Raw genomic sequence first — 16831 nt, 5'->3', positions numbered from 1 at the left:
CCTTTTTAAGTATAATGTATTATTTATTTATTTATTATTTTTAATATTCTAATAATTAATTTTACCACTATACTCATCCTATTTCAAATCTAAGTAAATTAAATACAAGTTAAATGATGATATACAATATAAAAAAATATTAAAAAGCACCTTTATATTAAATTTAAAAATAAGACGAAATAATCAAAGATTATCCCATCTTATTTCTATTTAATATATAGCAAATATATATCAATCTAAAGAAATGCAATTAATAATATCATCTAATTTGCAACAAAAAATAACTTATCGTGTATATTTACATCTCCATTTATTAACTCAGCTTCATATAATGTCTTTTTAAGTTTCTTATCGAATACCTGAAATTTTACTGGTTTCGTTCCAATTACATCAAAAACCTCTTTACTTCCCTTTCTTCCTCCTGATAGAGTATCTTTTATGCTTGAAATAGAATATATCTTATCATCTAATAACTTAACTTTCCTAATTCCAGATGATGTATCACTATAATCTACTTTAAAATCAAGTATCTCATAATCCTCTAGCTTAATATCATTCGAGTTGATATCATAAACAAGATTGATTACAAAATTACTCCTATCTGTAGCTATAAGATTTAACTTATTGTTCTTAACAATATAATCTAACTTCGTTTTGCTTAATAAACCCATTTCTTTTGAATTGGCATTTTTTTCTTGATTTAGATTATCCATAAATTTATTACTAATATTAAAAGTATCATCTTCTATATCATATATAATAAGGTTAGAATAATTATCATGCCCTTCAATATCTCCGTTTGTACTCTTATTACTTACCATTTCCAAATAGATTTTGCTTCCTATAGAAAATTTAATTTCATGTATATTTTGTTTATAGTCATTATGTAAGTTTAAATCAAATCTATTTAATAATTTATAAGACTTATCTTTTATATCTATCTTTAATATGCAAATATTATTGACTTTAGAGCCTGAAAGATTAGTTTCACTAACTACCATATATAAGTTTCCTTTATATATTTTATTAAACACAGTTTGCCAACTATTTTTTTTAAAATCAGATTGTTTTAAACTAATATCAAAACTTTCTTCTACACCATTTTTTAAATTTTTATTTGAAATCTTTATACAATCATTTAAATTATTATTCTCTTGTCCCAAAGTAGGCTTAATATAGGTATATGCTTCTCCTATATTTAAATCATCTTTATATACAAATTCATATCCTTTATTATTAATAAAATCACTGTATTTTTTATCGATATTCAAATAATCATTTCCAATTCTTGATTTAGGACTTGTATCATTTTTTATTCCATTCTTACTTACAATTACCTCTTCATAAGAAAATTTATTTATATTAGGTGTATATACTAAACTTACTTTTCCTATATCTTTTATATTACCATTTAAAGTATTTACAGATAGTTTGTCCTTATTAAAATAACTCAATATTGAAGTCATTATAATCATCAATAAACACACTATTATAAAACATATTGTATATTTTCCTATATTTTTTTCTTTCATAATACACCCCCTAAAAATCAATCTTCTGTTTCAAAAGTTTATTGGATATAAAACTACATATAAATATGTTTATACTTGAATACAGGACAATAAATATATTACTACATTCATAAGGTATAACAAATTCCACAGAGATTATAAATACTAAAATCTCCAAAGCTAAAAACATGAAACTTATTAAAGTTCTTAGTTTATAAATAGATTTATTTATAAGAATTGATGTAAACACTACAGACACAAATCCTATCAGTAAAAATATATACTCCACAAATAGTATTTTAAAACTATATGGAAGTAACATTTTTAACTTATATATTGTATCTTGCACAAAACCGTAGCTTGCAATATTTCCAAGCATATAATTAGGTAATAATTTATTTAAAACAAATAAAATTATTGTAAATATTATTGTGTAACTATACACTAGAAATAATATATTTAATAACTTAGATGTATAAATATTAATTCTATTTTTTGGAAGCATTATAAGTGTATATATAGATTTACTTTTACCATCAAAATCCCTATACCAAATAAAAAAAGCATAGCAAATACATGCAATTATACCAAACATAAACCATGCTTCTGTAGAACTCATTATATTTCTAAAGCTTGAGAAACCTGTAAAATTTATTGTTTCTATTGTATTTCCTACTTTCGTTAATTGCTCATCTTTAACTGCATTTTCTATTATATAATTATAGTCATTTAAATTCTTTACTATATTTAAAATTACAAAAGAACAGCAACAAATAATTATAAGTATATAATTTTTTATATTTCTTTTTAATTCAAATTCGAATAATCTCATTAAATCTTTCATTAATTCACCTACTTTATTTCAAATTCTAAATTACTATTTGAAGTGTTAAACTGTAATTTTCCTTCGTATACTATTTCCTTAGAGTTTTTATTTATTATATACAACATAAATTTATCATCCCAATGTAACACAGGGTCTAGTTTTGATGTATATACAATGATTTTATTTGAGTCTATTTCAACATTTTTAATACCTCTTTTTTCTTTGTCCTCTAAAACATACTTATCTTCACTCATGCTGTTATCAATCACATTATAGGTAAATAAACTTAACTTTGTGCCTGGACTGTCATCATAATCATTTGACATTACCATATATAATTTATTATCTTTTAGACTTGCTTTTACTAAATTATTCATTCTATCATCAGTTTTTAATTCTATTATTTTATCTTTATTTTCTTCAACATTATACTCAAGTAAATGCTCAAGTAAAGTAATTTCAGAGTTACTATTACCATCCATATCTGCCTTTAATACTTCTATTAAAATATACATTTTATCTTGTCCTTTACTAGCATAACCTACACGAATAGTATCAACATCTGAGTATTTTTCAAAAAAATAATTACTTAAATTTATACTTTTTACCGTCTGTATTTTTTTATTTTTTGGGTTAATTTTTATTATATCTATGGTGCTTAAGCCTTTTTTATTGATTTCTGACGAATCGCCTATCGCGCCATAAAATACAGACACATATAAGTCTTTTTTATATCTTTTTGATGATAGTACCTTTGTATAATAATCATCAGTACTTTTATCTACCTTATATTTTGTTCTTTTAAAATTATTCATATCTAATTTTTCATATTCAATGTCTTTATCACTTCCTTCAGATGCAAATACTCCTTTATCCAAATCTTCTTTTTTCTCATCTATAACAAAATTTATATCTTTTGAATTATCATTCATTTCAAAACCAACATGAGTAATTAAATCGGAACCACTAGATACATCAATTAAATTATTTATATTCTCACTCTCTTTTTGTGGTTTTACTAATTCAGTCTTTTTAATTTTATTACTTCCATTTATTGTATAATATGAATTTATATATCCATTAAAATTATATCCAAACTTTATGTTTATATAGTCTAATTCATCTGGGTCACCTTTTATAGTTTTTATCTTCAAATTGTCTTCATTATTTAATAAACCTATACTAAAATATATTACTAAGGTCAAAAATATAATAAGTATAGGTGTTTTAGATTTTAATTTCATACCACCCCTCCTAAAGAGATACTTTCTTTTTAATTAGTAAATAAGATATTCCATTTAGAATAAACATTATAATTAAAAAACTTAGCACACCAGCTACTAAAGTATTAAATTGTGTTCCAATGAACACATAATATTTCCTAAATAAATTGATTATATTTATATATACTGTTGAAAAATATAGACCTATTAGAACTACAAAAGTAACTAAAAGCACATAAAACTTATTTATATAAGAAAATATAAATAATATGCAACAATTTACAAGAGAAATGGCTATAAGTAATAAAAATACATAAATCACCATGAAAGATATAAAATCAACAGGTATACTCCTCAAAGTTGAATAATATAAATCTTGCGCAAAAGGCACCTTTATTATTGGCACATTTTTAAAGATAAAATTAAATATACACTTACATACAAACAATGTCGCTATCTGACTTATCAAAAAACCATATATCATTGTTATCAAAGCAATTGACTTAGATATGCAAATCTTAAACTTATTCTGAGGTAGCATCATAAGAGTGTAAATACTTTGATTTTTGGAAAAAAACTCTCTTTTCCACATAAAAACATAGTATACAAACATTCCCAACATCCCAAAGAATAGAATATGTTGGATAAATCTAATATTACTAAGTATCCCTATTCCATAAAATATACCACCAAAATTCTCTACTGCTAAGTTTAGAATAAATTTAGAATTCTTAAGTTTATTCATTTCGTATAAATTTAAACTAAGCGTAATTAATGAAAAAAATGATATATAAGCTATGTAAAATTTATTACTTCTTCTTAAATCTACATTTATTAGATATAGAAGTTTATTCATTCTTATATACCTCCCTCATCTTATCTAATATAGATTTACCTTCTATTTCTCTTAATTCCTCTGCATTAAATGAAGTTATAACATTACCTTCATCAAGAATTACAACCTCATCAACTAAACTTTCTATTTCTACTATTTCATGAGTAGTGATGATAATAGCCTGATTTTCCTCCATATATTGTGCTATTACTCCTATAAATTCTTCCCTCTTAAATAAATCAATTCCTGTAAATGGTTCATCAAGTAGTATATATTCTGGGTCTTGGCAAAATCCAAGAATTAATTTTACTCTTGCAATATTTCCCTTTGATAAATTATCTATTATTTCATCTTCATCTAATTTGAATATGTTCATCATTTCTTTTGACTTCTCTTTATTCCATTTTGGATAAAAAATCTCCATAAATTCAAAGGTTTCTTTTATTGTCGTATTACTAAAGTGAGATTCTACATCTGGAACAAATGCTAATTTATTATATATCTTTTCATTTATTTTTTCTCCATCTATACGAATCTCTCCACTATCAATATTTATAAGACCTGCTATTGCTTTTAACATTGTTGATTTACCAACACCATTTATCCCAAGTAATGCAGTTATTTTACCTTTTTCTATATTGAAACTTACATTCTTTAAAGCATTTATCTTTCTTATTTTAAGACCTTGCATCCTTTTATATGTTTTACTGACATTTTTTACTTCTATCATAATTAGTACCCTCCATATTTAATATGCTCGTACAATAAATTTTTTTAATTAAGTTTTATAATTGTTAAAAGACTAGTATTCTTCTTCTATTATCTTTAAAACTTCCTCTTTAGTAACCTTTATTGCTTTCATATTTTCTATAAAAATAGATAAAGATTCATTTATCAATTCTAATTTTAAGTTTTTTAGTATATCTTCATCAACTGTTACACTACTTTGATAGTTTTTAAAAGTATTTATTATATTCATATCACCCATCTCCTTATATGCTCTTTGAACAGTATTTAGATTTACTTTTAGATTAAGTGCCATTTCTCTTCTCGATGGTATCGTCTCTCCTGGTCTCAAAGCTCCAATTACTATTTGTCTTTTTATATATTTTATTATCTGCAAATAAATGGGTGTTGTATTATCTAGTTCAAAATTCATGCTTCCTCCTATTCTAGTGTATTAATACGTTAGTACACTTGCTTTAAAAAAATACACCTTTAGCTCGTATTTTATTTAATATTCTATTAAGTGTATTATACGATTAATACACTTAGTTTGTAAACACCTTTTTATAATTTACATTTTATTTTAATTTATTAAGGCATTGAAAGTAAAGCTTGAATTATAACTTTACAAAATGGAGCATCAAATGAGAGGATATATATTTTATGTTATGTTAGACTTGAAAACAAGTGAATGAGATAAGATTATATGTTATCAATCATTTAAAAGTTTTATATGTATTAACAATTAAAAATCTAATAAGAATATTGGTATATATTAGGAGGTAAACAAATGAGTTATAAAATTGAAATTAAAAATATTGAACCAGTCACAGTAGCTACTATGCGTTATAATGGCCCTATGACTGAAGCAACAAAATACTTTCCAAATGTATTTAAATCTATAAAAGGAAAATCTAATGGAGCTCCTTTCTTTTGCTACTATAATGTTGACCAAAAAACTGGTATTGGAGAAATGGAACTATGTGTTCCGACTTCAGAAACTCCAAATCGTATTGGTGTAACCATAAAAGAATTTCCTAAAACAAAAGCTTTGTTTTTTACTCACATAGGAGCCTATAGTAATTTGCAAAAAACGTATGAAATGATATTTAAATATATTCATGAAAATAATATAGAAATACAAACTCCTTGGAGAGAAGTATTCATTAAAGGACCAGGTATGCTGATAAAAGGAAATCCAGATAAATATATTACAGAAATCATATTTCCACTTAAAGAGGAGGAATAACATATGCTAGCGATTAAAATAGACAATTTAGTAAAAGAGTATAAAAATGGTGTAAAAGCTTTAAATGGTCTAAGTTTTAATGTAAATGCTGGAGAGATTTTTTCTTTACTTGGTCCTAATGGAGCTGGTAAATCTTCTCTTATCAACATTTTGACCACCTTTTATAAACCTACATCTGGAAATGTAACAGTCTTTGGAAAAGATTTAGTAGATAATCCTTCTTGGATACGTACTCAAATTGCTTGTGTAGCACAGCAAGTCTCTATTGATGAACACCTGTCTCTTATGGAAAATATGGTATTTCAAAGCAAGATGTATAAAGTAGAACCACAAATTGCAAAACAAAGAATAGAATCTTTAATTGATAAATTTGAGTTATCTAACTACTTAAAATATCCCACTTCATCATATTCTGGTGGAGTAAAGCGTAGATTAGATATAGCTATGAATATGGTATCATCTCCTAAAATTCTATTTCTGGATGAACCAACTGTTGGTATGGATGTAGATTCAAGAAAAGCTATGTGGGATATGTTATTAAAAATTAGAGATGAATATGGCACAACTATATTTCTAACTACTCATTATCTTGAAGAAGCTGAACAATTGAGTGATAGCATTTGTATTATGAAAAATGGAAAAGATTTGGCACATGGAACGCCATCCAGTTTACGTAGTTACATTAGACAAAATATACTGCGTATAGTTTTTCATGATATAAAAGATATAAAAAAATATAAAGATGAAATTAAAAATACTGGATTGGTCAAGTTTATGAGTATAAGAGAAAATTCTATTTTTATAAGTGTACAGGATAGTAGAGTTGCTTTTACTTCAATAAATAAGTGGCTTTTAGAACATGACATAAAATTTGATGCAATAGAAATTGTAGAACCAAGTCTTGAAGATGTTTTTTTAGCATTAACAAGTTCTAAAAAAGGCTTAAAGGAGGAATGGGAATGTTAAATATCTTATGGCGTAGTATGAAATGGCGTTTTAAAAATCCAATATCATTTATAGTTACTATATTACAACCTTTTCTTTGGCTTGTACTTTATAGTTCTATTGCAAATCAAACTATGAATAATATGAATATTAGTAATTATACCGCTTTTATACTACCAGGTATTATTATACTAGTTGTATTTTCCTCATGTAGTAGTAGTGGTATCATCAACTTCATAATGAAGAACAGTGGAAGTTTCTATAGGGTTTTGATTGCACCGATTAGTAGATATTCCATTGTTTTTGGTCAATTACTAGAAGCTATCTTAGTTTCTTTCTTAGAAGTGACTATTTTATGTGTAGTAAGTATATTCTTCTCAGTAAAGATAGAATCTGGTATTGGAGGAATTATGCTTATGATAGTACTAATATTTATGACTGCATTTTTTTTATCAAGTCTAGCATATTCTATAAGTCTATTGTTACCAAATGAAATAATTTATGAAACAATTATGACTGCAATTGTACTTCCTATTTTCTTTTTAAGCTCAGCTCTTTTCCCTATAGAAAACTTATCTGGAGGATTAAAAATAGCCGTTATGCTCAATCCATTTACTCATATTATTAATGCTTTACGTAGTTTAATATTTGGTGAGACTATTCTTATTGGAGATATATTACCTGTTATTCTACTATTCTTAATATTATGCTGTGCAAGTTTCTCACTTGCTATGTGGAGGCTAAAAAAGGAAATGGTAAGTTAATTTACTAATCTATAATAAAAAGTGAACTCTATTATGTAGAGTTCACTTTAGATGCTTTATTTTAATATTTCTAAAACTGAATTTAACACAGCGTGTCCATTACAAGTTCCATAGTTCACCATATCTATTACAGATACTGGAGCTCTATCTCCTACTATAGATTTTACATCATCAAACATAAATCTAAGCTGTGGTCCAAGAAGTAAAATATCAAAATTATCAAGTTCTGATTTTATATCTCCTTCTCCAATTGCCCATATTCTACAATCTATATTTCTTTTTTTTGCATCTTTCTCCATTTTATTTACCAATAGAGTAGAAGACATACCTCCAACACATACTAACAATATCCTAATCATTCATAACTCCTTTTAATCAAATCTACATATATCTTGATTAAAAAGTATATGTAGAAAAGTTTATCATTTATAACTTTTTAAATTTCACTCTTAAATTATATCAAATTTTTCCATTTTTTACACTATTAGAACTAATTTTATATTTTTAATGTCCACTTTTCCACTTCTTTAGATATATCCTTAGCCTTTAATATTGCAGATATTATAGCATATCCATCACTATCTAAGCTCTTAAGTTTATCTACATTGTCTAGTTTTATGCCTCCAATTAGTACAAATGGTATATCTACCTTTTCTTTAATTTCTTTGACAGTTTCAAATGAAGCGGATTTTGCATCCAATTTAGTAGATGTTGTAAATATAGACCCTATACCTAAATAATCCGCTCCATCATTTTTTGCACATATAGCTTCTTCTAAAGTTCTTGCTGATACTCCTAGTATCTTACCATCTCCTATAAGCTTTCTAACTTCTCTCGCATCAATATCACTTTGACCTACATGTACTCCATCTGCATCACAGATAAGTGCTATGTCAACTCTATCATTTATTATAAACTTAACTCCATATCTTTTAGTTATTTCTCTAAGTTTCATAGCTTTTTTCAAAAACTCTCTCCCAGGAGCATTTTTTTCTCTAAGTTGTACGGTTGTGATTCCAGAAGCTATTGCATCTTCAATACACTTATAGAAATCTCTACCTTCAAGCATTTCAGAATCAGTTACTAAATATAATTTTAAGTCTTTTTTTAAGTTTTCTTTATCTATCATTTTAATTCTCCTCTTAAAGCCTTATTCGTTTAAAAATTCAATATTAGAATTTTTGCTTAAAGTATCTATATTCATTTTATAAATAGTATTCATAAGATTTTCTTTAAATGTTCCTATTGGTGGATTGTCTAAATTTGCCAACTCTCCACTTAAAGACATCGTAAGAACACCCATTGTAGCTGCTTCTAATGTATGCTCAGTAACAGCCATAAAACTTGCAATTAAACTAGCAGTCATACATCCAGTTCCTGTAATGCCTTTTAATTTATCAGCTCCATTGTTTATTTTATATGTATCTTTACCATTTGTTATTATATCTATTTTTCCAGTTGCTACTACGATACATTCAAGTTTTTCAGAAACTTTTCTTATTATATCAGTAGAATCGTCTTCCTCATCAAATGAATCTACACCTTTTCCCCTTACATCAAAACCACCTATAAACTTTATTTCCGCCATATTACCCTTAACTACATTAAATTTGACTTCATTCAAGAGTTTGCTTGTAAGTTCTGCCCTAGCTTTACTTGCAAATACTCCAACTGGGTCTAATATAACAGGTTTATTGTACTTATTTGCCGCTTTTCCTGCTAATAAAAATAAATCTAACATATTTGAATTCATTGTTCCTATATTTATTACTACAGAGTTCGCTATACTCACCATTTCTTCTACTTCTTCATATGAAAAACTCATAAGAGGACTTGCTCCTATGGCTAAGGTTACATTAGCACAATCATTTATGGTTACATTATTAGTGTAATGAATTACCAGTGGATTTGATTCTTTTACATCTTCAATTAAATTATACATAGTCTACCTCCAACAATTTTTTATTATTCAAATTTATAAAAATGATGCACTGGTCCTACTCCATGACCTATATCAAAACTATTTTTTATTGCCTCTGTTATATAGATTTTGCCTAAATTTACTGCTTCTGTTATTTCATAACCTAAAGCTAAATAAGAGGTTATTGCAGAAGATAATGTACATCCTGTTCCATGTGTATTTTTTTTATCAATTCTTTCACTTTTATAAACTTTAAACATATTTTTACCAACTAAAATATCAACTGCTTCTCCATCTAAATGTCCTCCTTTCATAAGGACAAACTTAGGACCAAGCTTTAGTATTTCTTTTCCTACTCTATTCATATCATCTATATTATTTATTTTTATTCCTGTGATTTCTTCTGCCTCTGGGATGTTTGGTGTAATTATGTATGCAAGTGGCATCAAGTATTTAATTAAATTTTCTTTTGCTTCTGGCTTTAATAAATAATATCCACTTTTAGATATCATTACTGGGTCTACTACCAAATATTTTGGATTGTATTTCTTTATATTTTCAACTATTTCAAGTATAATCTCAGGACTTGAAACCATTCCTATTTTTACAGCTTTTGGAGGTATATCTTCAAATACTGCCTCTATCTGTTTTTTTATTATGTCCTTACTTAAATCTTCTACTGCAAGAACCCCTTGAGTGTTTTGTGCTGTTATAGCTGTTATTACACTCATACCATAAGTACCAATTGCACTAAAAGTCTTCAAATCAGCTTGAATTCCAGCTCCTCCAGATGAATCTGACCCAGCTATTGTAAGTGTTGGTATTTTATAATTACTCATTTATTCCCTCCTAAAGTTTAATTTAAATAACTTAATTAAAAAAGCTATACCTACAATAGGTATAGCTTATAAATCGCATATATAGTAAATAATATACACTTAAGTTTTATACTAAGCTTTCCTACGCTGGTATTATCCAGATCAGGTGTAAGGGTCGGTATACCTCTCAGCTCTTGGCTCCCCTAGCTACTTTAATTTATTCTATTTATAACTTCATTATAGTACAATAGTATTTATTGTCAAGTTTTTACATAATATACACTTATTATAATATTAATGTTTACATTAATTGTTCTATTTCTTTTCCAACAAGATAAGCATCTTTATTATCAATTGAATCTATAAACGTTTCTGGATTTTTTATTATATATAATTTTTTATTTCTAGTTAATTTCTTTATATAACATTCCAATTTCATTGCATTACTTTTCGTGTTGGTTACAAAATAAACTTCTAGTTTTTTAAATCCTTTTGCTCTTGTATATTTTGAATTAATTCCCGACCTATGTTCATTCATTCTTCTGATTATATTACTGGTATATCCAGTATATAGAGAGTCATCTTTACATCTTATAATATATGTAAAATACATTTCAAATCACATCCTTATTAAATATATAAACATTATATTATAAAATTGATGAAATGGTATGTATTTTGCATATGCAATCTTCTTAGGACTAATTTTATCTAATACATGTGTATAAAATCTATTCTATATAAGTCTAACGCTAAATTTTGACATAATAATAACGTATTTATTTTTGTAACAAAAAATTCACAAATTATAAAAAATAAAATTTTCAAAAAAATTATAATTTTCAAAAAAATAAATTGACACATATAAAAAAATTATGATACCCTAATAAAAAGGGGGCAATGATTATGGAAAACAATTTAATTATAGCTAAAAGCAATAATACTAAATTAACTCAAAAGGAATTAATTAAAGTTAATCTACAGATAGGTGTAGATTTTACACTTTTGTCAAAATCACTTAAAGCCTTTTACAAAAAAGAAAAAGATTTTTATTGCATTGCTCTTGCGCCATGCAATGTATCTAATGAAAAAGCAAATAGAAAAATAAGTATCTCTTATATGATAAAAGAAATTAACACTTTAATCGAAAGTATAACTGATAAAAATGAACTTTTAAGTGAAGAACTCTTCAGAAAAAATTTATCAGAATTTTATGACGAATCTTTAGATGACATTTATATAGAATTAAAACAAGCATATTTATACATTAAAAAGAATACAGATGTTCTTAGTATAGAAGACTGTATTGAATATGTATTTGATGTTGATATAAGTCATGAGACAAAACTAAAAGAAAATCCTTTGATTGACTTTAATTCACTTTCTTTAGTATTTTGGAGTGGTGAAACAAAAAATATTTTACATCAAATGAATATTTTAGATTTAGAAAATATCCACTCTTATACTATAGAAAACAGTACAAACATAACTATATATGAAAATGATACTCTTCAATCTGAATTTGGTGAAAAAGATAAAGATATAAAAGAAAATAACCTAGGCATAATTGAACAAATGCTTATACTTCCAAACGATTTAGACTATGATAAAGATGAAGTCGAAAATATGAAAAATAGGCTTGCAAATATAAATATTAAGTATTTGCAAACACTTAAAGAAAAGGATATAAAAATAAAATTGATAAATTCAAACTTAACTGATGAGCCAGAATTTAAAGATTTAAAGCATCAATTACCACCATGCTGGGTAAAATCAGGTAAAACTTGGAAAGATGTGCCTGGCATATATAGAAACAATTCTATAGTAGTTAAAATAGGCTACAGTAATCCTAGTTATGCAAATGTACATTCAGCTAAAAATTTAGAACTACATGAGACTGCACATGCTATAGATAAAAATGTTTTAAACAAAAAATCGAGTTCAGAGGAATTTATGGAAATATTTGCTCAAGAAAGATATAAACTTTACGACCCAAAACAAGTTGCACATGCCTACATTAGTAAGTTTATAGAAGAATTTTTTGCAGAATCATTTGTACACTACTATCTCGATGATGTTTCAAGAAATACTTTAAAAGAAAATTGTCCTTTAACATATGATTTTCTTGAACAGCTTGAATTAGAATATTAAATACTCTAACTTCCAATAATACATTTAACTATATTCTCTTTATCAATAATGACACAATGATACAATTTATATTTTTAATAAAGTACTATCATTAAAAGATTTTTATTATTTATGTTATAATATTTATGGTGGCTATGTTTTAAAATAGTTTATGTGACCCATAATTTAAATAAATAATAGAAAAAGGATGAAGAGCTATGAAGTTGAATAGAAATGATAGTTGTTGGTGTGGAAGTACTAAAAAATATAAAAAATGCCATATGGATATGGATAATAAAATAGATTCATTTGCAAGGTTAGGTCATATTGTGCCAACCCATGACATTATAAAAAATCCAACGCAAATTGAAGAAATAAAAAAAAGTGCAGTAATAAATACAAAAATTTTAGATTATATTTCAGATAAAATTGAAATTGGAATGTCTACAGAAGATATAAATAAATTAGTTCACGACTTTACACTACAAAATGGAGCTATTCCTGCTCCTTTAGACTATAATGGATTTCCTAAGAGTGTATGTACATCTATAAACAATGAAGTTTGTCATGGTATTCCTAGTAAAGATATTATTTTAAAAGATGGAGATATTATCAATGTAGATGTTTCTACTATTTTTAATGGATACTACTCAGATGCTTCAAGAATGTTTATGATAGGAAATGTTAAAGAAAATGCAAGAAAATTAGTAGAGGTCACTAAAGAATGTGTTCAAAAAGGTCTTGAGGCTACTAAACCATGGGGATTCTTAGGTGATATAGGTGATGCTATTAACTCCTATGCTCAAGAAAATGGATACTCTGTTGTCAGAGAAATTGGTGGTCATGGAGTTGGATTAAGCTTCCATGAAGACCCATTTGTAAGTTATGTATCTAAAAAAGGAACTGAAATGTTATTAGTTCCTGGAATGATATTTACAATAGAGCCAATGGTAAATGAGGGTACTCATGAAATTTTTGTTGATGAAGAAAATAATTGGACTATCTATACAGAAGATGGTAAATTATCTGCTCAATGGGAATGTATGGTTTTAATTACAGAAACAGGATTTGAAATTTTAACCCAATAAAAGAAAAATGCCTATAAAAATCGAAAATTCAATTTTTATAGGCATTTATTTTATTAATGCACATCTATTGCATCAACTGGACAGCTTTCTCTAGCTTCTTTTGCTGATTCTTCAGCATCACTTGGTATTTCATCAACTATAACATGTGATTTACCATCATCATTCATATCAAATACTTCTGGACATATTGATGGACATAATCCACAACCTATACAAGTATCTTGATTAACATCTGCTTTCATAATAAAATCCTCCTAAACGCTACAAATTTAAAATCTTATTTGTCAAAGATTTATGAACCAAAACTTTAACATTTAGTTCTTTTTTATTATGTCCTCAGATTTGAAAAAAATACCTTTTAAAATAATTTTCATAAAATTTATTTTATAGTCATATCAAATCTATATATAATACACATTATCTAACTCATCATACTCATAGGACACTTCTTTTTTATTCTTTTTTACAGGTTCTAAATTTCTTATTTTTACTATTTTTGCAGGTATTCCAACAACGGTTGCTCCATTAGGTACATCCTTGACAACAACTGAATTTGCACCAATTTTTGAATTAGAACCAACATTTAAAGGTCCTAGTATTTTTGTTCCAGCTCCAATCAATACATCATCACCAACAGTTGGATGTCTCTTTCCAGTATCCTTTCCTGTGCCTCCTAAAGTAGCTCCTTGATATATTGTTACTCTGTTACCTACTTCTGCTGTTTCTCCAATTACAACACCCATTCCATGGTCTATTAATATACCTTCTCCCATTTTAGCTCCAGGATGTATTTCTATACCAGTCATAAATCTGGATATCTGAGATATTAATCTTGCTGTAAAAAGCATCTTTTTCTTGTAAAGAGCATGAGCCATCCTATGCATTATCATTGCATGTACTGATGGATAAAGTAAAAAGACTTCTACTTTAGATCTAGCTGCTGGGTCATTTTTCATTATATATTCAATATCTTTATTTATTTTCTTAAACAAAGTATTCACTCCCTCAAATAAAATTTTTAAAATAGTCCCATGGACATATACTTATCTACTCCATCTGGAGCTACTGTTACTATCTTTTTATCTGGATATTTTTTCGCCATTTCCATAGCACCAAATATATTAGCTCCAGAAGATATACCTACCAGAATCCCCTCTTTTGCTGCAAGTAATTTAACTGTGTCAAATGCATCTTCATCATCTACTAATATTACTTCATCAACTACACTGGAATCATAATTTTCAGGAACAAAATTAGCTCCTATTCCTTGTATTTTATGAGGTCCAGTTTTGTTTTCTGATATAGCTGGAGATTTTTTTGGTTCAAGCGCGATTATTTTTATATTTGGATTTTGCTCCTTTAAATATCTCGCAGTTCCTATTAAAGTGCCCCCAGTTCCAACTCCACATACAAATATATCTAAATCTTTAACATCATTCATAATTTCAACTGCCGTTGTTTTATAATGTGCGTTTGGATTATCTTTATTTTCAAATTGCTTTAAACTCTTATAGTTTGGATTTTCTCTTAAAAGCTCATTTGCTTTTTCTATGGAACCTGCCATACCAGCTTTTCCATCTGTAAGTACCAAGTTTGCTCCATAAGCCTTCATCAAATCTCGTCTCTCAACACTCATAGTCTCAGGCATTACTATTACTACTTCATATCCTTTTAATTTTCCTATCATAGATAATGCAATACCAGTGTTTCCACTAGTTGCTTCTACTAATACATCTCCTTTTTTTAATTCTCCTCTTTTCTCTAATCCTTCTAGCATTTCATACACTGCTCTATCTTTTATACTTCCTGCTGGATTTACTTTTTCTAATTTTACATATATGTTAGAACACCCGTTAGTACATCCTAAATTGTTCAACCTTACTACAGGTGTGTTTCCTATCAACTCTAATGCGTTATTATATAACATACTACTTCCTCCTATATGTCTAAATCTATTATCAAATTGATAACGATAAATATATTATAGTATTATCATTTTGATAATGCAACCTTTTTTTGGATTTTATACTTACAATCGTTTTATTCCAAATATTAGTAATGTTCAAACAAAAAAAGTGAAAATCATTATCGATTTTCACCTTTTAAATATAAAGCTTTAAACTAAGCCATACGCAGTACTTTGCTATAGAACCTCTACAAAATACTATATAAGACCTAATATCTTTGCAATCTCTACATTAACCTTTAACACATTTACCCTATCTTCACCTAATACTCCAAAAAGTTTTTTAGAAGTATTATCATCTACAATTTTTTGCAATTTACTCTCTGATATTCCTGATGCTTTTGCTACAGCAGGTATCTGAACTTTTGCAGAAGCTGGACTTACATTAGGGTCAAGTCCTGAACCTGATGCTGTAAGCAAGTCTGTTGGTATATCCTCTTTTTTAATAGTTGGATTATCCTTTAAAAATTTTTCTATATCTTTTTGTACTCTATCATGAAGTTCTGGATTTGTTGCTCCATAGTTAAAAGAACCTGATGAAACACCTCCATAAGATGTATTTCCATCTTTATCTGGTATTAAATCTTCTTTTGTATAAGTATTATAGTTTATTGATGATACTCTTCCCTTAAAGAACCTTGCATCTGTAAAGTTTTGACCAATAAGTTCTGAACCTACTTTTACACCATTTACTTCTATCATACTTCCATTAGCTTTATCTCTAAATGCAACTTGACTTACACCTGTTAAAGCAAGTGGATATACAAGTCCACAAACAACTAACAATACAAGACTTACAAGCAATGCTGGTTTTAATGTTTTCATTTTT

General features: G+C 26.9%; 20 protein-coding genes and 1 riboswitch. Of the genes, 5 read left to right on the top strand and 15 right to left on the bottom strand.

Translation table 11 applies throughout. The annotated features are described in order from the left end of the window. Positions 1 to 263: 263 nt before the first annotated feature. The 6 genes from Q3287_RS11075 to Q3287_RS11050 all read right to left on the bottom strand — a co-directional run bounded on the left by Q3287_RS11075 (position 264) and on the right by Q3287_RS11050 (position 5554). Positions 264 to 1532, bottom strand: coding sequence for a hypothetical protein (locus Q3287_RS11075; protein WP_407964085.1), 1269 nt, complete (start codon positions 1530 to 1532; stop codon positions 264 to 266). Between the two features lie 10 nt (positions 1533 to 1542). Continuing rightward, positions 1543 to 2355 (bottom strand): hypothetical protein, encoded by an 813-nt coding sequence (locus tag Q3287_RS11070; protein ID WP_407964084.1) that lies wholly within the window; start codon positions 2353 to 2355, stop codon positions 1543 to 1545. Positions 2356 to 2363: 8 nt separating this feature from the next. Further along, positions 2364 to 3581 carry a hypothetical protein gene (locus Q3287_RS11065; protein WP_407964083.1) on the bottom strand — a complete coding sequence of 406 codons (1218 nt, stop codon included), beginning with the start codon at positions 3579 to 3581 and terminating at the stop codon, positions 2364 to 2366. A 10-nt stretch (positions 3582 to 3591) separates the two neighbouring features. Next, a complete protein-coding gene (locus Q3287_RS11060) occupies positions 3592 to 4416 on the bottom strand; it encodes an ABC transporter permease (protein ID WP_407964082.1) in 825 nt (274 codons plus the stop codon). Then, the gene (locus Q3287_RS11055; protein ID WP_054276563.1) at positions 4409 to 5125 is read right to left on the bottom strand and encodes an ABC transporter ATP-binding protein; all 717 of its coding nucleotides are present in this window, start codon (positions 5123 to 5125) and stop codon (positions 4409 to 4411) included. The genes Q3287_RS11060 and Q3287_RS11055 overlap by 8 nt, the downstream gene beginning before the upstream one ends. 72 nt (positions 5126 to 5197) lie before the next feature. Then, positions 5198 to 5554 carry a GntR family transcriptional regulator gene (locus Q3287_RS11050; RefSeq protein WP_054270091.1) on the bottom strand — a complete coding sequence of 119 codons (357 nt, stop codon included), beginning with the start codon at positions 5552 to 5554 and terminating at the stop codon, positions 5198 to 5200. 357 nt (positions 5555 to 5911) lie between these two features. On the opposite strand from Q3287_RS11050, the gene Q3287_RS11045 reads away from it, so the two are divergent. From Q3287_RS11045 to Q3287_RS11035, 3 genes are read left to right on the top strand one after another with little or no spacing between them, the layout of a single operon-like run. Next, positions 5912 to 6370 carry a GyrI-like domain-containing protein gene (locus tag Q3287_RS11045; protein ID WP_407964081.1) on the top strand — a complete coding sequence of 153 codons (459 nt, stop codon included), beginning with the start codon at positions 5912 to 5914 and terminating at the stop codon, positions 6368 to 6370. A gap of 3 nt (positions 6371 to 6373) precedes the next feature. Next, positions 6374 to 7336: an ABC transporter ATP-binding protein gene (locus tag Q3287_RS11040; RefSeq protein ID WP_054276561.1), complete on the top strand. Its 963-nt coding sequence runs from the start codon at positions 6374 to 6376 to the stop codon at positions 7334 to 7336. Continuing rightward, on the top strand, positions 7330 to 8079 hold the full coding sequence (locus Q3287_RS11035) for an ABC transporter permease (RefSeq protein ID WP_407964080.1): 750 nt from the start codon (positions 7330 to 7332) through the stop codon (positions 8077 to 8079). Before Q3287_RS11040 ends, Q3287_RS11035 begins: the two co-directional genes overlap by 7 nt. 56 nt (positions 8080 to 8135) lie before the next feature. Here the strand turns inward: Q3287_RS11035 and Q3287_RS11030 are convergent, their stop codons facing one another. The 5 genes from Q3287_RS11030 to Q3287_RS11010 all read right to left on the bottom strand — a co-directional run bounded on the left by Q3287_RS11030 (position 8136) and on the right by Q3287_RS11010 (position 11431). After that, on the bottom strand, positions 8136 to 8438 hold the full coding sequence (locus Q3287_RS11030) for a PTS sugar transporter subunit IIB (RefSeq protein WP_054270087.1): 303 nt from the start codon (positions 8436 to 8438) through the stop codon (positions 8136 to 8138). 137 nt (positions 8439 to 8575) lie between these two features. Then, on the bottom strand, positions 8576 to 9208 hold the full coding sequence (gene thiE, locus Q3287_RS11025) for a thiamine phosphate synthase (protein WP_407964079.1): 633 nt from the start codon (positions 9206 to 9208) through the stop codon (positions 8576 to 8578). Positions 9209 to 9229: 21 nt separating this feature from the next. Continuing rightward, complete coding sequence (gene thiM, locus Q3287_RS11020) at positions 9230 to 10021, bottom strand: hydroxyethylthiazole kinase (protein ID WP_407964078.1); 792 nt, start codon at positions 10019 to 10021, stop codon at positions 9230 to 9232. Between the two features lie 23 nt (positions 10022 to 10044). Beyond that, positions 10045 to 10839 carry a bifunctional hydroxymethylpyrimidine kinase/phosphomethylpyrimidine kinase gene (thiD, locus tag Q3287_RS11015; protein ID WP_054270084.1) on the bottom strand — a complete coding sequence of 265 codons (795 nt, stop codon included), beginning with the start codon at positions 10837 to 10839 and terminating at the stop codon, positions 10045 to 10047. A gap of 101 nt (positions 10840 to 10940) precedes the next feature. Further along, a riboswitch (TPP riboswitch) is annotated at positions 10941 to 11033 on the bottom strand. Positions 11034 to 11119: 86 nt separating this feature from the next. Then, positions 11120 to 11431, bottom strand: coding sequence for a GIY-YIG nuclease family protein (locus tag Q3287_RS11010; RefSeq protein ID WP_407964077.1), 312 nt, complete (start codon positions 11429 to 11431; stop codon positions 11120 to 11122). Between the two features lie 293 nt (positions 11432 to 11724). Here Q3287_RS11010 and Q3287_RS11005 point away from each other — a divergent pair, with 293 nt between their 5' ends. Next, positions 11725 to 12969 (top strand): anthrax toxin lethal factor-related metalloendopeptidase, encoded by a 1245-nt coding sequence (locus Q3287_RS11005; RefSeq protein ID WP_407964076.1) that lies wholly within the window; start codon positions 11725 to 11727, stop codon positions 12967 to 12969. Positions 12970 to 13166: 197 nt separating this feature from the next. Further along, the gene (locus tag Q3287_RS11000; protein WP_054276554.1) at positions 13167 to 14036 is read left to right on the top strand and encodes a methionyl aminopeptidase; all 870 of its coding nucleotides are present in this window, start codon (positions 13167 to 13169) and stop codon (positions 14034 to 14036) included. Between the two features lie 53 nt (positions 14037 to 14089). Here the strand turns inward: Q3287_RS11000 and Q3287_RS10995 are convergent, their stop codons facing one another. The 4 genes from Q3287_RS10995 to Q3287_RS10980 form a co-directional block, all read right to left on the bottom strand. After that, positions 14090 to 14278, bottom strand: a complete 189-nt coding sequence (locus tag Q3287_RS10995; protein WP_021384372.1) for a ferredoxin — start codon at positions 14276 to 14278, stop codon at positions 14090 to 14092. Positions 14279 to 14437: 159 nt separating this feature from the next. Further along, positions 14438 to 15028: a serine O-acetyltransferase EpsC gene (epsC, locus tag Q3287_RS10990; RefSeq protein WP_074179035.1), complete on the bottom strand. Its 591-nt coding sequence runs from the start codon at positions 15026 to 15028 to the stop codon at positions 14438 to 14440. Positions 15029 to 15054: 26 nt separating this feature from the next. Continuing rightward, on the bottom strand, positions 15055 to 15963 hold the full coding sequence (gene cysK / locus Q3287_RS10985) for a cysteine synthase A (RefSeq protein WP_054270080.1): 909 nt from the start codon (positions 15961 to 15963) through the stop codon (positions 15055 to 15057). Positions 15964 to 16200: 237 nt separating this feature from the next. Then, the gene (locus Q3287_RS10980) at positions 16201 to 16827 is read right to left on the bottom strand and encodes a K(+)-transporting ATPase subunit C (protein ID WP_054276552.1); all 627 of its coding nucleotides are present in this window, start codon (positions 16825 to 16827) and stop codon (positions 16201 to 16203) included. Positions 16828 to 16831 lie beyond the last annotated feature (4 nt).

Source organism: Clostridioides sp. GD02404 (assembly GCF_045898275.1).
Taxonomy (GTDB): Bacteria; Bacillota; Clostridia; order Peptostreptococcales; family Peptostreptococcaceae; genus Clostridioides; species Clostridioides difficile_A.
Note: the sequence above shows the minus strand (reverse complement) of the source record. Positions and strands in the feature narration are given on the sequence as shown.

Excerpts from the sequence above, each read along its gene's own strand:
- Q3287_RS11035 (WP_407964080.1), top strand. The coding sequence starts at position 7,330 with ATGTTAAATATCTTATGGCGTAGTATGAAATGGCGTTTTAAAAATCCA.
- Q3287_RS11070 (WP_407964084.1), bottom strand. The coding sequence starts at position 2,355 with ATGAAAGATTTAATGAGATTATTCGAATTTGAATTAAAAAGAAATATA.
- Q3287_RS11040 (WP_054276561.1), top strand. The coding sequence starts at position 6,374 with ATGCTAGCGATTAAAATAGACAATTTAGTAAAAGAGTATAAAAATGGT.
- Q3287_RS11000 (WP_054276554.1), top strand. The coding sequence starts at position 13,167 with ATGAAGTTGAATAGAAATGATAGTTGTTGGTGTGGAAGTACTAAAAAA.
- thiM (WP_407964078.1), bottom strand. The coding sequence starts at position 10,021 with ATGTATAATTTAATTGAAGATGTAAAAGAATCAAATCCACTGGTAATT.
- Q3287_RS10980 (WP_054276552.1), bottom strand. The coding sequence starts at position 16,827 with ATGAAAACATTAAAACCAGCATTGCTTGTAAGTCTTGTATTGTTAGTT.
- Q3287_RS11060 (WP_407964082.1), bottom strand. The coding sequence starts at position 4,416 with ATGAATAAACTTCTATATCTAATAAATGTAGATTTAAGAAGAAGTAAT.
- Q3287_RS11050 (WP_054270091.1), bottom strand. The coding sequence starts at position 5,554 with ATGAATTTTGAACTAGATAATACAACACCCATTTATTTGCAGATAATA.
- Q3287_RS11030 (WP_054270087.1), bottom strand. The coding sequence starts at position 8,438 with ATGATTAGGATATTGTTAGTATGTGTTGGAGGTATGTCTTCTACTCTA.
- Q3287_RS11065 (WP_407964083.1), bottom strand. The coding sequence starts at position 3,581 with ATGAAATTAAAATCTAAAACACCTATACTTATTATATTTTTGACCTTA.
- Q3287_RS10995 (WP_021384372.1), bottom strand. The coding sequence starts at position 14,278 with ATGAAAGCAGATGTTAATCAAGATACTTGTATAGGTTGTGGATTATGT.
- Q3287_RS11075 (WP_407964085.1), bottom strand. The coding sequence starts at position 1,532 with ATGAAAGAAAAAAATATAGGAAAATATACAATATGTTTTATAATAGTG.
- thiD (WP_054270084.1), bottom strand. The coding sequence starts at position 10,839 with ATGAGTAATTATAAAATACCAACACTTACAATAGCTGGGTCAGATTCA.
- Q3287_RS11005 (WP_407964076.1), top strand. The coding sequence starts at position 11,725 with ATGGAAAACAATTTAATTATAGCTAAAAGCAATAATACTAAATTAACT.
- cysK (WP_054270080.1), bottom strand. The coding sequence starts at position 15,963 with ATGTTATATAATAACGCATTAGAGTTGATAGGAAACACACCTGTAGTA.
- thiE (WP_407964079.1), bottom strand. The coding sequence starts at position 9,208 with ATGATAGATAAAGAAAACTTAAAAAAAGACTTAAAATTATATTTAGTA.
- Q3287_RS11045 (WP_407964081.1), top strand. The coding sequence starts at position 5,912 with ATGAGTTATAAAATTGAAATTAAAAATATTGAACCAGTCACAGTAGCT.
- Q3287_RS11055 (WP_054276563.1), bottom strand. The coding sequence starts at position 5,125 with ATGATAGAAGTAAAAAATGTCAGTAAAACATATAAAAGGATGCAAGGT.
- Q3287_RS11010 (WP_407964077.1), bottom strand. The coding sequence starts at position 11,431 with ATGTATTTTACATATATTATAAGATGTAAAGATGACTCTCTATATACT.